21 protein-coding genes are annotated in these 19,909 nt (G+C 36.1%); 15 read left to right on the forward strand and 6 right to left on the reverse strand.

All coding sequences use genetic code 11. The features are described 5' to 3' along the window. Positions 1 to 30 precede the first annotated feature (30 nt). Both BKO01S_RS02305 and BKO01S_RS02310 read left to right on the forward strand, forming a co-directional pair. Positions 31 to 1,524 (forward strand): alanine/glycine:cation symporter family protein, encoded by a 1,494-nt coding sequence (locus tag BKO01S_RS02305; RefSeq protein WP_066048053.1) that lies wholly within the window; start codon positions 31 to 33, stop codon positions 1,522 to 1,524. Positions 1,525 to 1,703: 179 nt separating this feature from the next. After that, entirely contained in the window at positions 1,704 to 2,462 is a 759-nt protein-coding gene (locus BKO01S_RS02310) for a DUF2161 domain-containing phosphodiesterase (RefSeq protein WP_066048055.1), read from the forward strand. A gap of 97 nt (positions 2,463 to 2,559) precedes the next feature. On the opposite strand, the gene BKO01S_RS02315 is transcribed toward BKO01S_RS02310, so the two are convergent. After that, positions 2,560 to 2,778 carry a hypothetical protein gene (locus BKO01S_RS02315; protein WP_066048057.1) on the reverse strand — a complete coding sequence of 73 codons (219 nt, stop codon included), beginning with the start codon at positions 2,776 to 2,778 and terminating at the stop codon, positions 2,560 to 2,562. Positions 2,779 to 2,945: 167 nt separating this feature from the next. Between BKO01S_RS02315 and BKO01S_RS02320 the strand changes: the two genes are divergently transcribed. The 3 genes from BKO01S_RS02320 to BKO01S_RS02330 are packed head-to-tail and all read left to right on the forward strand — an operon-like array spanning position 2,946 to position 5,617. After that, complete coding sequence (locus BKO01S_RS02320; protein ID WP_066048059.1) at positions 2,946 to 3,725, forward strand: SGNH/GDSL hydrolase family protein; 780 nt, start codon at positions 2,946 to 2,948, stop codon at positions 3,723 to 3,725. A gap of 10 nt (positions 3,726 to 3,735) precedes the next feature. Next, the gene (locus tag BKO01S_RS02325; protein ID WP_066048061.1) at positions 3,736 to 4,644 is read left to right on the forward strand and encodes an ABC transporter ATP-binding protein; all 909 of its coding nucleotides are present in this window, start codon (positions 3,736 to 3,738) and stop codon (positions 4,642 to 4,644) included. After that, positions 4,637 to 5,617 carry an ABC transporter permease gene (locus BKO01S_RS02330; protein WP_066048063.1) on the forward strand — a complete coding sequence of 327 codons (981 nt, stop codon included), beginning with the start codon at positions 4,637 to 4,639 and terminating at the stop codon, positions 5,615 to 5,617. Before BKO01S_RS02325 ends, BKO01S_RS02330 begins: the two co-directional genes overlap by 8 nt. Positions 5,618 to 5,652: 35 nt before the next feature. Here BKO01S_RS02330 and BKO01S_RS02335 read toward each other — a convergent pair whose 3' ends face one another. Both BKO01S_RS02335 and BKO01S_RS02340 read right to left on the reverse strand, forming a co-directional pair. Further along, positions 5,653 to 6,969: an ATP-binding protein gene (locus BKO01S_RS02335; RefSeq protein ID WP_066048065.1), complete on the reverse strand. Its 1,317-nt coding sequence runs from the start codon at positions 6,967 to 6,969 to the stop codon at positions 5,653 to 5,655. Between the two features lie 172 nt (positions 6,970 to 7,141). Next, positions 7,142 to 7,495: a hypothetical protein gene (locus tag BKO01S_RS02340; protein ID WP_066048067.1), complete on the reverse strand. Its 354-nt coding sequence runs from the start codon at positions 7,493 to 7,495 to the stop codon at positions 7,142 to 7,144. A 409-nt stretch (positions 7,496 to 7,904) separates the two neighbouring features. Between BKO01S_RS02340 and BKO01S_RS02345 the strand changes: the two genes are divergently transcribed. Beyond that, positions 7,905 to 8,699 carry a TIGR00266 family protein gene (locus BKO01S_RS02345; RefSeq protein WP_066048069.1) on the forward strand — a complete coding sequence of 265 codons (795 nt, stop codon included), beginning with the start codon at positions 7,905 to 7,907 and terminating at the stop codon, positions 8,697 to 8,699. 226 nt (positions 8,700 to 8,925) lie between these two features. Beyond that, positions 8,926 to 9,645, forward strand: a complete 720-nt coding sequence (locus BKO01S_RS02350; protein WP_066048070.1) for a YebC/PmpR family DNA-binding transcriptional regulator — start codon at positions 8,926 to 8,928, stop codon at positions 9,643 to 9,645. A 46-nt stretch (positions 9,646 to 9,691) separates the two neighbouring features. On the opposite strand, the gene BKO01S_RS02355 is transcribed toward BKO01S_RS02350, so the two are convergent. Next, positions 9,692 to 10,150, reverse strand: a complete 459-nt coding sequence (locus BKO01S_RS02355) for a DinB family protein (protein ID WP_066048072.1) — start codon at positions 10,148 to 10,150, stop codon at positions 9,692 to 9,694. A 150-nt stretch (positions 10,151 to 10,300) separates the two neighbouring features. Between BKO01S_RS02355 and BKO01S_RS02360 the strand changes: the two genes are divergently transcribed. Then, positions 10,301 to 10,708, forward strand: coding sequence for a GtrA family protein (locus BKO01S_RS02360; RefSeq protein WP_198158752.1), 408 nt, complete (start codon positions 10,301 to 10,303; stop codon positions 10,706 to 10,708). Positions 10,709 to 10,828: 120 nt separating this feature from the next. Here the strand turns inward: BKO01S_RS02360 and BKO01S_RS02365 are convergent, their stop codons facing one another. Further along, complete coding sequence (locus BKO01S_RS02365) at positions 10,829 to 11,755, reverse strand: MerR family transcriptional regulator (protein ID WP_066048078.1); 927 nt, start codon at positions 11,753 to 11,755, stop codon at positions 10,829 to 10,831. A 306-nt stretch (positions 11,756 to 12,061) separates the two neighbouring features. Between BKO01S_RS02365 and BKO01S_RS02370 the strand changes: the two genes are divergently transcribed. The 4 genes from BKO01S_RS02370 to BKO01S_RS02385 are packed head-to-tail and all read left to right on the forward strand — an operon-like array spanning position 12,062 to position 15,866. After that, positions 12,062 to 12,457 carry a GntR family transcriptional regulator gene (locus BKO01S_RS02370; protein WP_066048079.1) on the forward strand — a complete coding sequence of 132 codons (396 nt, stop codon included), beginning with the start codon at positions 12,062 to 12,064 and terminating at the stop codon, positions 12,455 to 12,457. Then, positions 12,444 to 13,343, forward strand: coding sequence for an ABC transporter ATP-binding protein (locus tag BKO01S_RS02375; protein ID WP_066048082.1), 900 nt, complete (start codon positions 12,444 to 12,446; stop codon positions 13,341 to 13,343). The genes BKO01S_RS02370 and BKO01S_RS02375 overlap by 14 nt, the downstream gene beginning before the upstream one ends. Then, on the forward strand, positions 13,318 to 15,315 hold the full coding sequence (locus BKO01S_RS02380) for a DUF6449 domain-containing protein (RefSeq protein WP_066048084.1): 1,998 nt from the start codon (positions 13,318 to 13,320) through the stop codon (positions 15,313 to 15,315). The genes BKO01S_RS02375 and BKO01S_RS02380 overlap by 26 nt, the downstream gene beginning before the upstream one ends. A gap of 29 nt (positions 15,316 to 15,344) precedes the next feature. Then, on the forward strand, positions 15,345 to 15,866 hold the full coding sequence (locus tag BKO01S_RS02385) for an RNA polymerase sigma factor (RefSeq protein WP_066048086.1): 522 nt from the start codon (positions 15,345 to 15,347) through the stop codon (positions 15,864 to 15,866). A gap of 51 nt (positions 15,867 to 15,917) precedes the next feature. Here BKO01S_RS02385 and BKO01S_RS02390 read toward each other — a convergent pair whose 3' ends face one another. Then, complete coding sequence (locus BKO01S_RS02390; protein ID WP_066048088.1) at positions 15,918 to 16,361, reverse strand: DUF2512 family protein; 444 nt, start codon at positions 16,359 to 16,361, stop codon at positions 15,918 to 15,920. A gap of 191 nt (positions 16,362 to 16,552) precedes the next feature. Here BKO01S_RS02390 and BKO01S_RS02395 point away from each other — a divergent pair, with 191 nt between their 5' ends. The 3 genes from BKO01S_RS02395 to BKO01S_RS02405 all read left to right on the forward strand — a co-directional run bounded on the left by BKO01S_RS02395 (position 16,553) and on the right by BKO01S_RS02405 (position 19,883). Next, entirely contained in the window at positions 16,553 to 17,914 is a 1,362-nt protein-coding gene (locus BKO01S_RS02395; RefSeq protein WP_066048092.1) for an aspartate kinase, read from the forward strand. A 101-nt stretch (positions 17,915 to 18,015) separates the two neighbouring features. After that, complete coding sequence (locus BKO01S_RS02400; RefSeq protein WP_066048095.1) at positions 18,016 to 18,573, forward strand: hypothetical protein; 558 nt, start codon at positions 18,016 to 18,018, stop codon at positions 18,571 to 18,573. A 71-nt stretch (positions 18,574 to 18,644) separates the two neighbouring features. After that, positions 18,645 to 19,883 carry a hemolysin family protein gene (locus tag BKO01S_RS02405; RefSeq protein ID WP_066048096.1) on the forward strand — a complete coding sequence of 413 codons (1,239 nt, stop codon included), beginning with the start codon at positions 18,645 to 18,647 and terminating at the stop codon, positions 19,881 to 19,883. The last annotated feature ends 26 nt before the right edge of the window (positions 19,884 to 19,909 follow it).

Here is a 19,909-nt window from a genome sequence, read left to right on the forward strand (position 1 = left end):
AGAAAATAAAATACTAAAGGGGGAATTTATTTGGAAGATTTCGTGAACTGGTTAAATGGAATTATATGGAGTCCAGCACTTATTTATTTATGCTTAGGAGTAGGATTATATTTTTCATTGGCTACTAGATTTTTACAGGTTCGTCACATGGGTGATATTGGAAAGTTAATGTTCCAAAAGCATTCGTCAGAAAATGGAATAACTTCTTTTCAGGCTTTATCTTTAGCTCTATCTGGGCGTGTGGGTACAGGAAATATCGCAGGGGTTGCAACAGCAATTGCTTACGGTGGTCCTGGTGCTGTGTTTTGGATGTGGTTAATTGCATTTTTAGGAGCTGGCTCTGCGTTTGTTGAGGCCGCTCTAGGTCAAGTCTACAAAGTAAAACAAGATGGTCAATATCGTGGAGGACCTGCTTTCTACATTGAAAAAGGGTTGAAAATGAAGTGGTATGCAGTATTATTTGCATTAGTTACAGTACTTGCAACAGGTGCTTTGCTACCGGGAGTTCAAGCAAATAGTATCGCTGCTGGTATGGATAATGCATTTGGTATTAGTCCAGCGATCACAGGGACACTGATTGTTTTTGTTTTAGCTGTTATCATCTTTGGTGGTGTAAAGCGTATTGCTCGTACAGCAGAGATTATCGTACCATTTATGGCAGTTGCGTATATTATTGTAGCTTTAGCAATTATTGTATTAAATATTTCTGAATTACCTGGGGTCATTTCATTAATTTTCTCAAGTGCTTTTGGTCAAGATGCTGCGTTTGGTGGAATTCTTGGATCAGCTATCGCTTGGGGGGTAAAGCGTGGGATCTATTCGAACGAAGCTGGTCAAGGTACAGCGCCGCATGCTGCAGCTGCTGCAGATGTATCACATCCAGCGAAGCAGGGGATTGTTCAAGCGTTCTCTGTTTATATCGATACATTATTCGTTTGTTCAGCAACAGCGTTTATGATTTTAATTACAGGTATGTACAATGTTACTCCTGAAGGGGCAGATCCGATTCGTACGCAGCTAGAAGGTATCGAACCTGGTCCACAGTATACTCAAGCTGCGATTGAGTCAGTAATGCCTGGGTTTGGAGCTCCATTTGTTGCGCTTGCGTTATTGTTCTTTGCGTTCACAACGATTATGGCATATTACTATATGGCCGAAACAAATCTTGCTTACATTAAGGGCAAGATGAATAGCAAATGGATGGACTATTGTTTACGAGTAATTTTCCTATTTATGGTTTTCTATGGAAGTATAAAGACAGCGGGTCTTGCTTGGACTCTGGGGGATATTGGGGTTGGAAGTATGGCATGGCTTAACATTATCGCTATTGTCCTACTAACGAAGCCAGCATTAAGAATTCTTCGTGACTACGAAGAGCAAAAGAAAGCTGGTAAAGACCCTGTATTTGATCCAGTTAAAGTTGGAATCGAAAACGCAGATTTCTGGGAAAAGGAATATGTGTATGGTGGACAACATGAGGAAACAAGAAAAGATTTTGAAAATAATAATACTATAGAGAAATAAGTATTTTGAATTGTTAACCCACATTGATTTGGAAGATTCATATTTCCATATCAATGTGGGTTTTCTCTTGTGAAACTGTCCGTCTAGGAAGGACAAAAAGGGAGGAAGTGTCCACGAAGGGTGTCTGTCACCTACCCAGTGTGGTATACTTTTTGGAAAAGGGTAGAAGGGGTACGTGGATGGTTAGCAAGGCAAAGAAGCTCTACGAAGTAGATTTATATAAACCGGTACAGAAGTTTTTTTCTAAGCATGGCTACGAGGTGCATGGAGAGGTTCATCATTGTGATGTAGTAGCGTTAAAGGATAATGAATTGGTTATTGTTGAGTTGAAATTATCATTAACAGTAGATCTTCTTATGCAGGCAACAAAAAGGCAGAAACTAACTGATCAAGTGTATATAGCGATTCCTAAGCCTAAATATAAAATGAACTCAAAGAAATGGCAGGATTTATGTCATTTATTAAAAAGGCTAGAATTAGGTTTAATTGTAGTTTCATTTTTAAAAAGTGGTGAAAAAATGGAAGTTTGTTTTTCACCTCAACCTTTTAACAAACAGAAAAACAGGAATTATCATGTTAGAAAAAGAAAAAAAATGATTGAGGAAATGAAGGGGAGAAATGGAAGTTATAATGTAGGTGGTAGTTCAAAAACAAAAATTATGACTGCTTATAAAGAGAATTGTATACAAATCGCAAGTTTGTTAGAAAGAAACGGTCCTATGTCTCCCAAGGCACTACGTCAGCAGGGGACGGGTGAAAAAACATTATCAATCCTTTCCAAGAATTACTATCAGTGGTTTGAAAAGGTGGCTAGAGGTGTATACACCGTTAATGATTTAGGAAAAAAAGAGTTGAAGGACTATCCTGAAGTCGTCAATCATTTTCTTGTCGCCGAAGATAGTAAGATAAACGATGAGTATATAAACGAAAAATCATAAATTAAGGCTATGAGAATAGGAGAAGCCGTAAAACACAGGGGAGTACATAAATTTTACTCCCATGTGTTTTTACGGCTTTTTTCTATCTTGAAAATGTTTAAGATGATTTTTGTTTTTCCTCTAAATGGATAAGGGACCCTTTTTTAATCCAATATTGGAAGCTGTCAAGAGGGAAAACACCTCGACAATTAGAGTTTTCCATTTGAATCACAACACCATCTCTTGTTAACTCTATAATTTTTAGTTTGTCAGATTTACTAATATTTGGGATGAAACTCTTTGTCATTTCAAATGACATATTGTTTATTAAATCCATATTCTCATGCTCCTTAATGGTAACTTTCTTTCCTCTATAATTTGTCCAAAATTAGATATTATATCCATAATTTAGTAATCATTTTTTTTCAAGAGCCCAAATTTGAACAATGATGTAACAGTCAGTAAAATAAGGGTACAGACCGATACTGCTATAGGAGAAAAAAGATGAAAAAAACTTACGTAAGCATTATCTCTTTCCTATCAATTGGAGCATTCCTAGTAATGCTTTTTGGATTTTTATGGACCATTCAGAATCAGTTGGTTAAAAAAGAAACAACAGTAAGGGAACAAACTCAAGTAGTAGAAGAACCTGAAAAAAGAAATGAAGGAAAAATCATTGTTGCACTTGGTGATTCTCTTACCAGGGGAACAGGTGACGAAGAAGGAAAAGGATATATTGGTTATTTAATTGAAGAATTAGAAGAAAAAACGGATGAAAAGCTTACTCTTCATAATTATGGGGTGAAAGGGTATCGTTCAGAACAGCTGCTTTCTCAAGTTAAAGGGGAAACAATACAAAATCAAATCAAAAATGCAGATGTTATTCTTATGACAATCGGAGGGAACGACTTATTTCAAGGGGGACAAACCCTTGTTAGTCCTGACAAGGAGGCGATTGCTCTTATTAAAGAACAATATTTAAACAACCTAAAAGAAACAATGGATATCATTAAATCAACTAATCAAGATGCCATCATCTATCTAGTAGGCTTATACAATCCTTTTATTGATCTTGATGATGCAGCGATGACAACAAAGGTTGTAAGAGATTGGAATTATTCAACGAATCAGCTTCTTGATCAATACTCGAATTCCGTTTTTGTACCAACATTTGACTTATTTCAGCTGAAGGTGAATGACTACTTGTTTTCAGACAAGTTTCATCCAAACAGCAAAGGATATCGATTAATTGCCGAAAGAGCAGCTTCACTAATAACATGGTAGGAGTTTTTTTATGACGGAGATAACTTTATCTATTAAAGGCTTGCGGAAAAAAATTGGGAAAAGAGAAATTATTAAAGGATTAGATTTTGAACTTAAAAGTGGAGAGGTATTTGGGTTTTTGGGGCCTAATGGTGCAGGTAAGACAACAACCATTCGAATGTTGGTAGGGTTAATCCGTCCAACGGCAGGAAGCATTCAAGTTTGTGGATACGATGTGAAGAAGAATTTTGTTAAAGCGATGAGTCATCTAGGTTGTATTGTAGAAAATCCAGAGCTTTACCCGTATCTAACCGGGCTCGAAAATCTCCAACATTTCTCTCGGATGATTCCGAACTTCGATTCCAACCATTTAGAATATGTGATTAAATTAGTAAGACTTCAAGATCGTATCAATGACCCTGTTAAAACCTACTCACTTGGAATGAGACAAAGACTTGGGATCGCTCAAGCACTACTTGGAAAGCCGAAGGTACTTATTTTGGATGAGCCCACAAATGGGTTAGATCCGATGGGAATACGTGAAATGAGAGAATTTATCCGATTTTTAGCTGAAAAAGAAGGGTTAACCGTCCTCGTTTCAAGTCATTTACTCAGTGAAATACAATTGATGTGTGATCGGGTTGCTGTTATTTCAAAAGGAAAAGTAATAAAGGTGGATACGGTGAAAAATTTATTACATTTTCAAGAGCAGTTAGTTTGGAAGGTGTCTCCCGTAGAAGAAGGGAAAAAGCTCCTACAGACGGTTACAACGGTAAAACTGGATAAGGAGAACAGGTTAGTAACCCCATTATCCGATAAATCCTCTTCATGGAATCACATGCTCGTAGAACATGGTATAGAAGTCCATGAAATTCAAAGGAAAGTGCCTGCACTAGAAGACCTATTCCTGGAATTAACAGGAGGAGAATCCGTTGAATAAGTTAATTTTTAATGAAATGCTAAAAATTATACGCAAGAGAAAACTCATTGTTGTTGTTGCGATTATGGTCGTTTTAATTAGTCTTTTTACATATGCACAATTCCGAGAGGTTCAAAGACAAATTGAAAAACTAGGAGATGTTGATTGGAGAACCACCTTACAGCAACAAATCGTTGATACACAAAATCGTCTAACGAGTAGCGGTATATCTGATGAATGGAAAGCTCAGTTGCAAATTCGAGTACAGCAGCAACAATACTACCTAGATAATAATATTAATCCAGCAGAACCGGGTGCTCCTACATTTGTTCGTAGTTTCGCGCAAGAATCAATTACCCTTTTTGTCCCATTACTTATTATGATTATTGCTGCAGATATAGTATCCTCAGAAAGGAGCGCTGGTACGGTAAAGCTTCTTTTAACGAGGCCGGTAAAAAGGTGGAAGATTCTATTAAGCAAGTATATTGCTCTTTTATTATCCATTTCCATCATTGTCGTCCTTATGGGAGTATTAGCATATCTAATCTCAGGAGTTGTGTTTGGATTTGGAGGATGGAATGCACCTGTCTTAACAGGTTTCACTAGTATTGGCGGAGAGCTTAATACATCAAATGTACAACTAATAGATCAATGGCAATACATTTTGATGGAATTTGGTTTAGTCTGGTTCGTTGCCATCGTGGTAGGAACTCTTAGTTTTATGTTATCAGTTTTACTAAAAAGTACGTCAGCTAGTATGGGAGTCATGCTTGCCGCCTTAATTGCTGGATTAATCTTGAGTAACCTTGTATCCTCCTGGCAGTCTGCTAAATATTTATTTATGATCAATCTTGACTTAACTGGATATATCGCAGGAAGCTCTCCGCCAGTACCCGGAATGACACTTTTATTTTCCATTGGGGTACTATCTATTTGGGCAGTTGGAGCATTACTTATTTCATTTTCTGTGTTTGTCAGACAAGATGTTTACTAAAGAAAAAGTACCACTACACAATTAGTGGTACTTTTTTAAATGACTGCAGGAACATCAGCCTCTATTAGTGGGAGAATCACCTCGAAGGTTGTCCCAATATCAACTTGGCTAGAAATATGTATTTTTCCTTTGTGATTTTCTATAATTTTAAAGCAAGTCGTTAGTCCTAATCCCGTCCCTTTTTCTTTAGTTGTATAAAATGGTTGTCCAATCTTATCAAGGGTGTCCTTAGGAATACCGCATCCTGTGTCAGAGAAATAAATAGAAACTGACTTGCAGTCTTTCACAAGGCTTACATGAACTTTTCCACCATTTTGCATGGCTTCAATGGCATTTTTAATAATATTGATAAAAACTTGTTTCATCTGATTTTCCTCCCCATATACCCATATGGGGTTGTTGTGGTGATTATCTTTCTTCAACATGATCTCAATACTATTCATATTGGCTTTTGTGCTTATAAGTGCAATAACATAGTCCAAAGTATTAATAAGGTCGAATTTTCTAAGATTGACTACTTGTGGCTTGGAGAGAAGAAGCATCTCGCTTAATACGAGTTCGATCCTTTCAATCTCTGAAAATATAACATCAATATACTCTTTTTGAAGATGACGTTGTTCTTTAAGTAACTGAATAAAGCCCGAAATAGAGGTAAGTGGGTTTCTAACTTCATGTGCAATGGCTGCAGACATATTTGCCACCACACTTAACTTGTCAGAGTGGATCGCTAGATCTTCATTTAATTGAAGCAATTTTAGTTCTGAAAGCTTCCAGTCGGTAATATCAGTTAATGTTCCAACCGTTGAAATTAGGTCCCCACTATCGTTAAAGTTAAATTTAGAATTTACTTCAATCCAAACAAAGCCACCATCCTTCTTACGTAGACGGAGTTCTTCTTGGACAATTGGAGTGTTATTCTTTATCGTATCGATAGCCCTTTGGTTCATCCATTCTTGATCTTCATGGTAGACATAAAATAATAAGGAGCGTCCAATACTCTCTAGAGGGGCGTACCCAGTAATAGACTCCCAGGCAGGGTTCAATACGGTAAAACAACCCATGTGATCGGTTTGATAGACAACTTGATTTAAATTGTTAAATAAGTATGTATTTGTTTCTAATAGTTTTTTGTAGTTTTCTTCACTATTTGAGAGCCTTTTAAATAGCACCTTTGATTTGTCAAAATAGGAACCAAGGTACCAAGCTGTAAGAGCAAAGGCCAAAGTGAAAGGAAGATCAAGCCATGGATCGTATTCATAATTTTTTACTACATAGAAAACAATATTCCATGCAGTCATTCCAATTAAAAACGCAATAGTTGAAATTAATCTACCTTTGTAGCGTTCAAACATTGGCCCAACTCCATCTCATAAATACTTTATATCATTCCTAATATAACCTAATTTTGTTATTCTTGGAATAGTAAAACCTTTGATTTCAAAATAAAAATTGGAAAAATTCAAACAACTCACGAAACAAGAGGAAGGGAAGAGACCGCCTAACAGATCTTTCCCTACAAATCTATTAAAATTGCTCGTCTTGAGCGGAAGATGGAATGCTTAGACGTCTTTCAACCGTTCTAAGTCTTTGATTAATGAGACTTAAACGACGAGTGTGTTTTTCATCGTTTTGGTTCAGTGTGACAATTTCTTGATTAATTCTCCCGATTTCTTTATAGATTCTTGTAATTTCTTGATTTTGGCGTGTCAATTCTCGATTTAATCGTTCATTTTCTTTCTTTTGAGTTTCATTTTGGCTTTCTAAAGCTGTTAATCTTCTTTCTAAAACTTGAAATTGAGGGGGTTGCCGATAATGCTCAACTTGGCTTGGAGGTGCTACTACATAACCAGTTGTAAAATAGGTAGGGTAGTGATACATTTGAGGCAGCTCTCCTTTATGTTTTAGTCGGTATAATCTATGAGTTCCATAAAGATTTGACAGGGCAGTTGCCCATGTAGATTTTTGTCATTCCTTACATTATTTCTCGGGAAAGCGCAAGACTTGACATTTCCCGCGAAGTCTGTGTCGGATATTGTAGCACAAGGGGGTTTATTGTCAGAAAATTGTAATAAGTTGTGCGTGCAAGCTGTCAGATGGTGTAATAATATTTATCTTAAAGGGGAAATATCTTCATAGCAAGTTGCTAGTTGATGAAAGAAATTCTACTACATAATGAAGTTGAAAAAAATATTTGTATAAAACGGAAACTTCTTTTGAAAGTTGTCGTATCTATTAGTAGTTTTAGGTCAATTTAGAACAATTACAGTTTGATTTGGGGGAAATGAAGATGAACAATCATGAAATTGATTTTAAGATTTACGGTGATGACATGCAATTTGTTGAAGTGGAACTTGATCCAGGTGAAACGGTAGTCGCTGAAGCAGGGAGTTTAATGATGATGGAGGACCATATCGAAATGGAGACGATCTTTGGTGACGGATCCTCTAGTGGTAGTGGAGGTCTAATGGGCAAATTGCTAGGAGCCGGAAAAAGAATGATTACTGGCGAAAGTTTGTTTATGACAACATTCACGAATCAAGGCAGTGGAAAAAAACACGTATCCTTTGCCTCTCCGTATCCGGGGAAAATAGTTCCTATGGACTTAAGTGAGCTTGGCGGAAAAATAATTTGCCAAAAAGATGCATTCTTAGCAGCAGCAAAAGGTGTATCTGTTGGAGTTGAATTCCAGAGAAAAATTGGAGCAGGTTTTTTCGGTGGAGAAGGATTTATTATGCAGAAGCTTGAAGGAGACGGAATGGCGTTTGTACATGCTGGTGGAACCATTTATAAAAAAGAGCTTTCACCAGGTGAAGTTCTCCGTGTTGATACAGGTTGCTTAGTCGCAATGACGAAGGACGTTGATTATAATATTGAAATGGTCAAGGGCGTGAAAACAGCCTTATTCGGTGGAGAAGGATTGTTTTTTGCTACTTTACGTGGACCAGGAACTGTTTGGGTTCAATCATTACCATTTAGCCGTTTAGCTAGTCGTGTATTTGCTGCTGCCCCGCAGGCTGGAGGAAATGGAAAAGACGAAGGTAGTCTGTTAGGTGGCGTTTTTAGAATGTTAGATGGTGATTGATAATAGCATGTCGTACAGGGAGCTGCTAAGGCAGCTTTTTTTATTTTTATTTAGTCACTGTCCGCCTGAAAAGGACAAAATGACAAAACTGTCCACGAAGGGTGTCTGACACCTATGTAATTCTTTCGTAAATGGAGTTGTTGCGGTATAATATTTCATGTGATTAAGAATAAGCCTATCGAGTAGGCGAAATATGTAGATACAAAGTTGAAAGAGAGTGTTCATTATGGGCCGTAAGTGGAACAATATTAAAGAAAAAAAGGCGTCTAAAGATGCGAATACAAGTAGAGTTTACTCGAAATTCGCATTAGAAATTTATGTAGCAGCAAAACAAGGAGAGCCAGATCCGGAATTAAACCAAGCGCTTAAATTCGTTTTAGAGCGTGCGAAAACGTATAATGTACCAAGAGTAATTATTGACCGTGCGATTGATAAAGCTAAAGGTGGAGCTGAAGAAAACTATGATGAGCTTCGTTATGAAGGCTTTGGACCAAGTGGATCAATGATTATTGTCGATGCACTTACAAATAACGTAAACCGGACAGCTTCTACCGTTCGTGCTGCTTTTGGAAAAAATGGTGGAAACATGGGAGTAAGTGGATCGGTTGCGTATATGTTTGATAATACTGCTGTTTTTGGTATTGAAGGCAAATCATCTGATGAGGTACTTGAGTTGCTTATGGAAGCAGATCTAGACGTGCGTGATATTCTTGAAGAAGAGGATACAGTAATTGTTTATGCTGAACCAGATCAGTTCCACGCTGTACAGGTTGCTTTTAAGGAAGCCGGTATAACAGAGTTTACCATTGCTGAGCTAACGATGCTTGCACAAAATGATATTAGCTTAGACCCAGAAGCTCAGGCACAATTCGAAAAATTAATAGATGCATTAGAAGACCTAGAAGATGTTCAACGAGTGTACCATAACGTTGACCTTGGTGAATAAAAGATAAGAATAGGCCCAAAACTGGGGCCTGTTCTTTTTTATACTCTTATGGTCGATAAATGAAGAAAGGAACCTCTTCAATTCCTAAAAGACGAGCATATGTAAATAATTGCCCTTTATGGTGAATTTCATGATCTTTAGCAAGCTCTAAAATAACCATACCCGGTAAATCCATTCCCGCAAAGGCGATAATGCTATTTAACTGTTCCTCAGTTAATGCCTCAAGTTCTTGTTTTACATTCTCAGTTTGAGCTTCAACCCATTCAATTAATTCCTGTGTACTAGAGACTTCCTTGTTATTAGTTGGAGGTGTAAAAACACCCGTCTTAACTGTGTTTACGAACATCGACGTGGAACCCGAAATATGAAGGGTAAGCTCGGAAAACGACATTCCTTTTTCCCATGGTTTAAAGGAAAGCTGCTCATCATTAACCACTTTTAGTAACTCAAGTAATGCCTTTCTATGCGATAGCCAGCTACCGATGAAACTCGATAATCTGTTCATAACTCTTCCTCCTTTTGTTTGAAAAATAATCACCTAGACTATTATATGATACGAACTCATTTCTAACAATTTTTAACTATTGATAAATAAAATACTTAAATTAGAAAAATAATATAATTGGACAAAAAAATGGCTAAAGTAGTTGAAAAAATGAGGAATCAGACAATTATTGAGTTTATTAAATTTTCTATTGTGGGAGCAATTAATACGGTAGTTGATTTTGGGGTTTTTAGCTTACTAATTTCAAATGGTTGTTCCATTCTATTGTCTCAAACCATCTCTTATAGTTGTGGGATGCTGAACAGTTTTATCATGAACCGCTCATGGACATTTAAGGAAAGCAAAAAAAACGAATATACTGAGCCATTAAAGTACCTAGTAGCTAACGTTACCACATTAATCCTAGTGTCAATGCTGCTACTTCTCTTTATTAATCAGGTGAATCTGCCTGTTCTTGTAGCTAAGGTTGTATGTACAGGAATTGGGATGATAATCAATTTTCTAAGTAGTAAGTTCTGGGTTTTTCAAAGAATGGAAAGAAGTAGAGGGTACGAATAATTCGGAACGTAGGTTTGAAACAGGTTATGTAAGTGGAAATGGGTGAATAAGGAAAGAAAAGTCTTTATCCATGAGATAAAAAAGACAAAGTGAATTCAACACTTTGTCTTTTTTATCTATTTAATCAGCCCAAAGTCTCCACCAGCTGCGTTTTTTTGTTGTTTTTGCTGCGGCCGCTTCACGGAAAGCTGAAACTAGATCTTGAAATCCTTCTTCACGTTGATGAATGTGACTTGTGAATTCTTGGAGCTCGTGGATAGATTCTCGAAGCTGCTGTTGATCCTCATGCAATGAAAAGGCAACGGTTCGAACATCATTTTTTACATCTGCTACTGTTTGGGACACTACTGATAGAAGCTGGTCATTCTCTGATTGAACCGCTTGGTTCATCTGTTCTATTTTTTGTTCAATACTTTCGGAGGTTACTTTTGAATGTTTCGCAATGGTCTCTGACAAGGTTCCGAATGTTTCAGAAGTATATTTTGAATTTGATTGAATCGCTTCAGTGAGCACTTGCATGTCTGCCTTGCGCTTATCATTGGACCTTTGAATAGATTTTGAGATATCAACCACTGTTTGTATAGAGGAATTTGCTAACTCGTGTTTGATTTCATCCAGAAGAATAGAGCGTTGCTCTATCATTTCTCTCCGTACCTCGTGAATAACACCTTCTTTTATGGACTGAAGGCTAGCTTGAATGTCAGTTAATTGTTGCAAGTGCTCGTTTTGAGTTTCCGCCTCCTCTACATCTGTTGATGATAGAACCATTTCGAAGGATTCAGAAGCGGGTTCTGAAGGTGATTGTAGGTGCTTCTCAAGGAGCGTTCGAATCATTCCCTTTCCCACATTTTGAGCTCTCATCGCCTGAATTTTTTCCAGTAGTTTGATTTCAACATTTGTATAATAACGCGCGCCTTGCTTAGTACGCGGAATAATTAAAAGTCCACTTAAATCTTTTTCCCATTGTCTGATCGTTCCAGAAGGAATCCCAAGTAATTTGGATACCTCTTGTATAGAATAGGCTCTTGTAATTTCTTGATTTATCATATTGACGTTCCTTTCTAATAAGTATTTAGTGGTGCCCTATTATTAACAACTATTCTCTATGAAACTAGTGAAATTCCTGCAACAAGACAAAAGCTATCAAAACTAGTGCTCTTTCTCCAAAAGCTGAGGTTTATTGAGTCGGAATGAAAAAAACATCGAAAAAGTGAAGTGCCTCATAAACGAAAATAGGGTGCTTTTAATTTTTTTGAAAAAACCTCTTCTATTTTTTAGACATTTAAAATATAATCAAACTGTACCATCTGTATTACGATTGATAGTACACTAGGTACAGATTGGAGGGTGACCATGTTTGAGCTAGATATTAGAAGTCGAAAGCCAATTTATGAGCAACTGGTAGACAAATTAAAAGAACTTATTATTAGTGAAGTAATGAAAGCAGATGAACAGCTACCTTCTGTTCGGGTAATGGCACAGCAACTAACGATTAATCCAAATACTATTCAAAAAGCGTATCGAGAACTTGAGGTGCAAGGATATATCTATTCAATCAAAGGAAAGGGAAGCTTTGTGAGCCCAGATACTCCAAAGCAAAATGGTGAAAAAATGAATACAATTAAAACAGAGCTAATCAAACTTTTGTCAGAAGCGATGTATCTTGGAATCACAAGTGACCAACTTGTCGAAATGATAAAGGAAGTGGAATCTACCATAGGGGGAGGGAGCAAGATTGATTCAATTTAGTTCTATATGCAAATCCTTTGAGGGGACCGGTGCAGTTGAAAATATTAATCTACATGTCCAAAAGGGATCTATTTATGGGTTGCTTGGAACTAATGGAGCGGGGAAAACCACTCTGTTAAAGCTCTTAGCAGGCATATATGTTCCTGACAATGGGTCGGTAATTGTTGATGAAAGCTCTATCTTTGAGAATAGTTACATAAAACAGCGTGTTTTCTTTATTCCTGATCAGCCATTTTTTTTCTCTCACTACACATTAACTGATATGGGGAAGTTTTATAAGAAAATCTATCATAACTGGAATCAGGAGAGGTATGAGCTACTTGTAAGTGCTTTTAAGATAGATGAAAAGAGAAAGCTTCATAAGTTTTCAAAGGGTGTACAAAGGCAAGCAGCTTTTATTCTAGCATTGTCAACTATGCCAGAAATCCTTTTATTAGATGAGCCAATGGATGGCCTAGATCCTGTTATTCGGAAAAATATTAAGAGTTTAATAATTGAAGATGTAGCCTCGAGGGAAATGACCGTTCTCATCTCCTCCCATAATTTGCGTGAAGTAGAAGATATATGTGATTATATAGGCATTTTGCATAAAGGAGAGCTATTAATTGAAAAAGATCTTGATGACTTAAAGTCTGACACTCATAAAATTCAAATGGCATTTAAGGAAAATGTTCCTGAGGAATTATTTAATGGTGTCAAGCTTTTGCATCAAGAGAAAAGAGGTAGCGTCTTTATCTGTATAGTGAAGGGAAAAGAAGCGGAAATAGTAGAGAAAATCACGAAGTTTCATCCTGTTATTCTCGATATTCTTCCACTGACATTAGAAGAAATCTTTATTTATGAAATGGAGGGTGTTGGGTATGCCATCAAGAACATCTTTGCTTAATCCAGAAATTTTAAAACTTATACTTAGAAGCTCTGGTTGGATATCTATTATTTATTTTCTTGTACTGTTGTTTGCAATCCCATTTGAAATATTAATGACCACCTCAGATAAACGCTTAATGTTTGAACCAGCGAATGTGTTTCAATACAATCTAGAACTTCAATATATTTTACTTGTATCCGTGCCGGTTATATTGCCATTGTTCCTGTTTCATTTTATGCAGTCCAAACAAAGCTCAGATCTCATTCATAGCTTACCGGTAAAGAGAGACATGATTTTCCATCAGTACACGCTTTCAGGTTGGTTTATGGTTAATATACCTGTCGTGGTCATTGCTATAATTGTTTTCGTTCAGCGTAGTGTTTTGAATATACAATCAATACTAGAAATGGACTCTATTTTTTATTGGTTAGGAATGACAATTCTATTTAATACCATCATATATATTAGTACAGTGTTTATTGGAATGATCACGGGCATTTCATTTGTACAAGGCATCCTGTCTTATATTTTTCTGCTTCTGCCAGTAGGATTATTTGTACTAAGCGCGTTTAATCTAAAGTTTTTTATGTTTGGTTTTCCTGATAGTTATCATTTAAATGGAAAAATACAATATTTATCTCCGTTAACTATGCTAGAAGGAATACAAGATATTCCAAATAGGTTACCTTTATGGATCTATGTTGGTATATCTATCTTATTGTATTTCTTGAGTTTACTACTCTATAAAAATAGGAAGCCGGAATCTGTGTCACAAGCTGTTATTTTTCCAGTTTTAAAACCGATATTGAAATTTGGAATGACTGTTTGTTGTGCATTATTAGCCGCTGCATACTTCGGTAGCTACCGTGAGCTATCGGAAGGATGGTTATTTTTTGGCTATCTGTTTGGATCCTTTTTTGGTTATGTTCTAGCTGAAATTCTACTTCATAAAACATGGAGGGTATTTGGTTATCTCAAAGGATACCTATACTATGGAGGGATTCTTGTAGTTATTATTGCTATATTTCAGTTTGACCTGACTAACTTTGAGGATCGTATCCCGGAGATGGAAGAAATTCAGCAGGTACATTTAAGCAATGGGCCGTATCTCTATTTGAATCCTGAGGAGAGTGGCTATTCAAAAGAGACCTTTTACTTAAATGAAAAAAACAATATTCAATTGGTTCGTGAATTGCATGAACAGATACTTTCTAATAAGAACAATAAGAAAGTATCTAATGAACTAAGTGAGTCGGCCTTTTTTGTATATGAATTAAAGAATGGGAAGAAACTGGTTCGAGAATACGAGATTAACAGAGATGATTACTTGGCATATTACAAGCCAATTCACGAATCAAAAGAATACAAAGAGGTAACTTTTCCATTGTTCAATTTAACATCTGATGAAATTAACATGATTACAATTGAGTCAAGTGGATATAAAAATGATCGTGCAGTTATTTCAGAGAGAGCTGAAATTATCGAACTTCTCGCTATTATTAAAGAGGATATTTTATCTTCAACCTATGAGGAGATGTATAGTTCAAAATCTTTTCAATCTCATATTTCTTTTTCTTTAAACAATAGTAAGGAAGGTAAGGAATATTATGGTTACGCAGATACCCGTGCCTTAGTTAGTTATAAAAGGATGCAAGATTGGTTAGAAGGTAAAGAGTTACTTGACAATGCCTTTATTTCAGAAGACGATATCGACTTTGCAGTAGTTCTTAAAAAAGAGGATCTTAAGTTAAATCATGATGGCTATTCAAATATAGAAGTTTTGACAAATATGCATAATCATCCAAGTGCCACTACATTTAAATCGAAGGATCAAATAAAAGAACTGATGGATATTACAGAGGATGCTTATATACCTGACAGTAAAGAGACGTACGTAGTTGCCTACAAAATTAAAAATCAATTGGACCCTTACCTTGGAACGTTTGATCAGAACGAGGCACCAGTGTACGTGAATGATAAGTTTAAATAATTGATAGATGGAAAGGGGAGGGAGTGATCATGAATGAGCAATTATCGAAGGAGGATATGATGGTTATTTGCTATAGTCATCAAAAACTACTCTTTCATATCGCCTTCGGTATCACCAGGGATTACCATTTAGCACAGGACGTTGTCCAAGAAACGTTCATTAAAGCTTATCGAAAATTGGACACAGTCGTTGACGATGCCAAGCTCCGCTCGTGGTTATCCTCCATTGTTACAAGAACAGCAATAGATTTTGTGAGGAAAGAAAAAAGGAGAAAAGAAGTGCTTGAGACGGAAATTACCTACCAAGAGGTGGCTTCTTACAAAAATGTAGAAGAAGAAGTTGATCATTTGTTATTACAGAAGGAAATATCCAAAGCATTTGGTGTGCTTAACCTTAATCAACAATCTGTTCTTCATTTAAAGGTTGTTGAAGGCATGAAGGAAAAAGAAATAGCTGAGGCACTACACCTTAATCAAAATAATGTCAAAACCGTATTATACCGAGCCAGAAAAAAACTATCCATGTATCTAGCAGAAATAAACTATGCATAAAATAAGAGTAATAATAGAACAAACGTTACTGCTATAAGCAGTAACGTTTGTTTATTTCTTTCGAGGATCTGACTCCTCAGCAAATTCAGTTCCGAACGCTAGTTTCTGTGAAGGACGTAGAGGATTTTTTCTTTCTATAGAAGTTGTTTGGGATAATCGTCCTAAAATAATCAAATGTACAGCGACTTCAGTAACACCGATTAATGTTGCGGCCATAATGCTTCCCCACGCAATTTGTTCATAGCTGTGTAATAGAATATTTCCGAAAATCCATACAATTGCATATACAGTGAAAAAGTCAATGACAGCAGCTGCTCGGTTTCCAACCATAGGTAAAATAATTTTATCTCCAATGAAATAGGAAACAATTGTTACTAATATACTGAATGACAAAATTTCGGATGCACCAGCTTCAAAGAATAAATCAAAGGCAATAGTAAATATAATAACACTTGTAATTAACTTAATAAGGATGATTCGAATATCTGTACGCATACCTTCCACTCCTTTTTGCTTAGTGTAAATCGTTAGTTACTATTCCATTCACCAAATGAAATGAAATATAAGAAAAACGAAAATGTCCTCTCTGAAAATACAATTGTCCATCTAATGAGGAAAAAATGCTTGATTCTTTATTACTTTGAAGCGATAATAAATATAAATTTTATTTATCAGGGGATGTTTACATGAAGGTAGCAAAATTCGGAGGATCGTCTTTAGCAAATGGAGAGCAGTTACAAAAAGTATTTCAAATCGTCACAGCGGATCCTAGTCGAAAAGTAATTGTTGTATCAGCACCAGGAAAAAGAAAATCAGATGATATCAAAGTGACAGATTTATTGATCCAATGTGCAGAGTTAGGATTAAATGGTGAGGATACAAGTGCTACGCTCGAGCAAATAATTGATCGTTACGATAGCATCGTAAAGGAACTCCACCTATCATCAGACATTACAGATGAGATCAAGAATACTTTGAACTCTTTACTAGATGCAGATAAATCTAATCCTGACCATTATATGGAGGCTCTTAAAGCAGCTGGTGAGGATAATAATGCGAAGTTGGTTGCGAAGTTCTTTCAATCAAAAGGAGTTCAGGCAACATACATCAATCCAAAGGACGCTGGACTGTTCGTTACCGATGAGACTGGGAATGCTCAAGTACTGCAAGAATCCTATGATCATTTATATAAGCTGCGAGAAAAAGAAGGAGTTTTGATTTTCCCTGGATTTTTTGGTTATACCAAAGCTGGAAATGTTGTTACTTTTTCAAGAAGTGGTTCCGACATTACAGGGTCAATTTTAGCGAATGGAATAAAAGCAGATCTGTATGAAAACTTTACCGATGTAGATGCTGTATACTCAGTGAATCCAAATCTTGTTCAAGGTCCAAAAGAAATTAAAGAACTTACGTACCGTGAAATGAGAGAACTTTCTTACGCTGGATTTTCTGTATTTCACGATGAGGCCCTGATTCCTGCATTTAGAGCAGGGATTCCAGTACAGGTGAAAAACACGAATAACCCGCTTTCACCTGGGACTTTAATTGTTCATGAGCGCAGTGTTCAAAACGGTCCAGTAACAGGTATTGCAAGTGATAAGGGGTTCTGTAGTATTTACGTAGGGAAATATTTAATGAATAGAGAGATTGGTTTTGGAAGTAGGTTATTAAGAATATTAGAAGAGCACGGAATGTCCTACGAACATACCCCATCAGGAATCGATGATATTTCTATTATTTTACGTCAAGATCAAATGGATTACGAAACAGAACAGCGTATTGTTAACCTCATTCTCACGGAGTTGCATGCAGATGAAGTGAAGGTAGAGCATGACTTGGCTTTAATCATGATTGTTGGTGAAGGTATGAGACAAAATGTTGGTACAACTGCTAGAGCAGCAAAGGCACTAGCTGAAGCAGGTGTGAACATTGAGATGATTAACCAAGGTTCATCCGAAGTAAGTATGATGTTTGGAGTAAAAGAAGCAGATGAAAAGCATGCAGTTAAAGCATTATATAATGAGTTTTTTGTAGGTGTACCAGTATAAGCGTAAGAGAAGCATGAAATTTTCATGCTTCTTTTTTTTGAAATAATAATCTTGTTTTTGCGAAAAATAAAGAAAATAGGAAAACAAGAGGTAAGAACAGAATGGAATCTACGTTAACTAGTTGGCTCATAGTAATAGTCGTCTTTACCTTTACAGCTGGTGGTTTACTATTTATTTTACGAAAAAATTATTTAAGATACGGTATTATATCAGGATTAAGTATGGTATTATCCATGATGTTATGTTTGTTCTTTTATATGAATGGATTTTACCGATTTGTTTTGCCTCTCCCAATTATTCTTCCTACCGTTGCAGTAAGTTTCACATTTCTCACGTTATTTTCAATTTATTACAAGCCGAAGTACCACTCGTATGTTTTTTACTTTACTATTATTAATTCTGTCTTTGCGATTGAAATCTTATTAAGACATTTCTTTCATTTCATTGTATATAGAGGTCCCTGGGATACGTGGGATTCATATTCTCTATATTGGGTATACATACGTTTCTTTGCATTTATCGGTGACTGGATCGTCCCATTGAAATATAGAAATCCTATTTCAAGTGAAAGTAGAGCCTATTGGATATCCTTTATAATCGTTATCATTGGTACGATTATGTACATGATATTTATATTGAATCATTGGCATGGAAGATAACATGTTAGTGGAAAAAGGAAAAATTTTTTGGTAAGGTTATACTCAACATAGTTTTGTTTGGAGGATGATTTGTGTTTATAGCCATCATATTTTTTCTTCTTATGTCTTTCTTTCTATCTGGAAGTGAAACGGCTCTAACAGCCGTTAACAAAATGAAACTTAAGACTAAGGCTGAAAACGGTGACAAGAAGGCGCAGAAGCTTTTGTTACTTCTGTCTAATTTGGATGAATTAATTACAGCAATTTTAATTGGCAACAATATCGCTAATATTATGCTTCCTACATTGGTAACGATTATTGCCATTGAATATGGTTGGAGCGTAGGGATTGTGACAGGGATTCTAACGGTCGTATTAATTGTATTTGCTGAAGTATTGCCAAAGTCAATTGCTGCTAGCTTTGCTGATAAAATTGCCTATCTCGTATTTCCAGTTATTCAATTTATTATGATTATTTTCAAACCGTTAACATTTCTGTTATCACGTTTTACAAGAGGAGTAATTAAGCTTTTAGAAAAAGAAGATAAGGACGGAGTGTCAATATCAAAGGAAGAGCTTATTACCATGGTAGACATTGCTGCAACAGAAGGTACCTTCCAAAATGACGAAACGAAAAGTATAAAGGGAGTTATAGATTTTTATAGCTTAGATGTAAGAGACGCTTTGAAAACCCCTCGCATGGAAATTCAAGGCATACCGTTTGACTCGACATTTGATGAAGCGAGAGAAGTGGTAATAAATAATCAATATACCAGATACCCCGTGTATAAAGAGAATATGGATAATATTGTAGGTGTCTTTCATTCCAAGGGGTTATTATCTTGGTCCGTAGAGCCAAATAAACCATTAGAGGATTTCACAGATAATTCGCCATTATTTGTATTTGAATTTCATTCCATTGAGAAAATATTTAAAATGATGCTTAAGGAACGAAAGCATCTTGCGATTGTACTTGATGAGTATGGTGGCACAAAAGGAATTATTACGAACGAGGATATTATTGAAGCCATGATCGGTCTTGAAATAAAAGATGAAACAGATGAAAATGAAGAAATCTTAATCGATGAATTAACGGATTCTCATATTATTTGTAATGGTAAGCTTGCATTAAGAAGATTAAATGAAGTATTTAAAACAAAGATTCCTGAAGATGAAGATGTATTAACAGGATTTTTATTAAAAGAGTTAGGACATTTCCCGGAAGAAGGGGAAACCTTTGAATACCATCATCTCCACTTTGAAATGCTCGTAGTAGAGGATAATAAAATCAAGCAAATCGAAATTAAAAAGAAAACTCCACCATTAGTGTAATAAAACCTCCGTTGCGATTAGCAGCG

It is taken from the genome of Robertmurraya korlensis NBRC 107688 (genome assembly GCF_001591645.1).
Lineage (GTDB): Bacteria > Bacillota > Bacilli > Bacillales > Cytobacillaceae > Robertmurraya_A.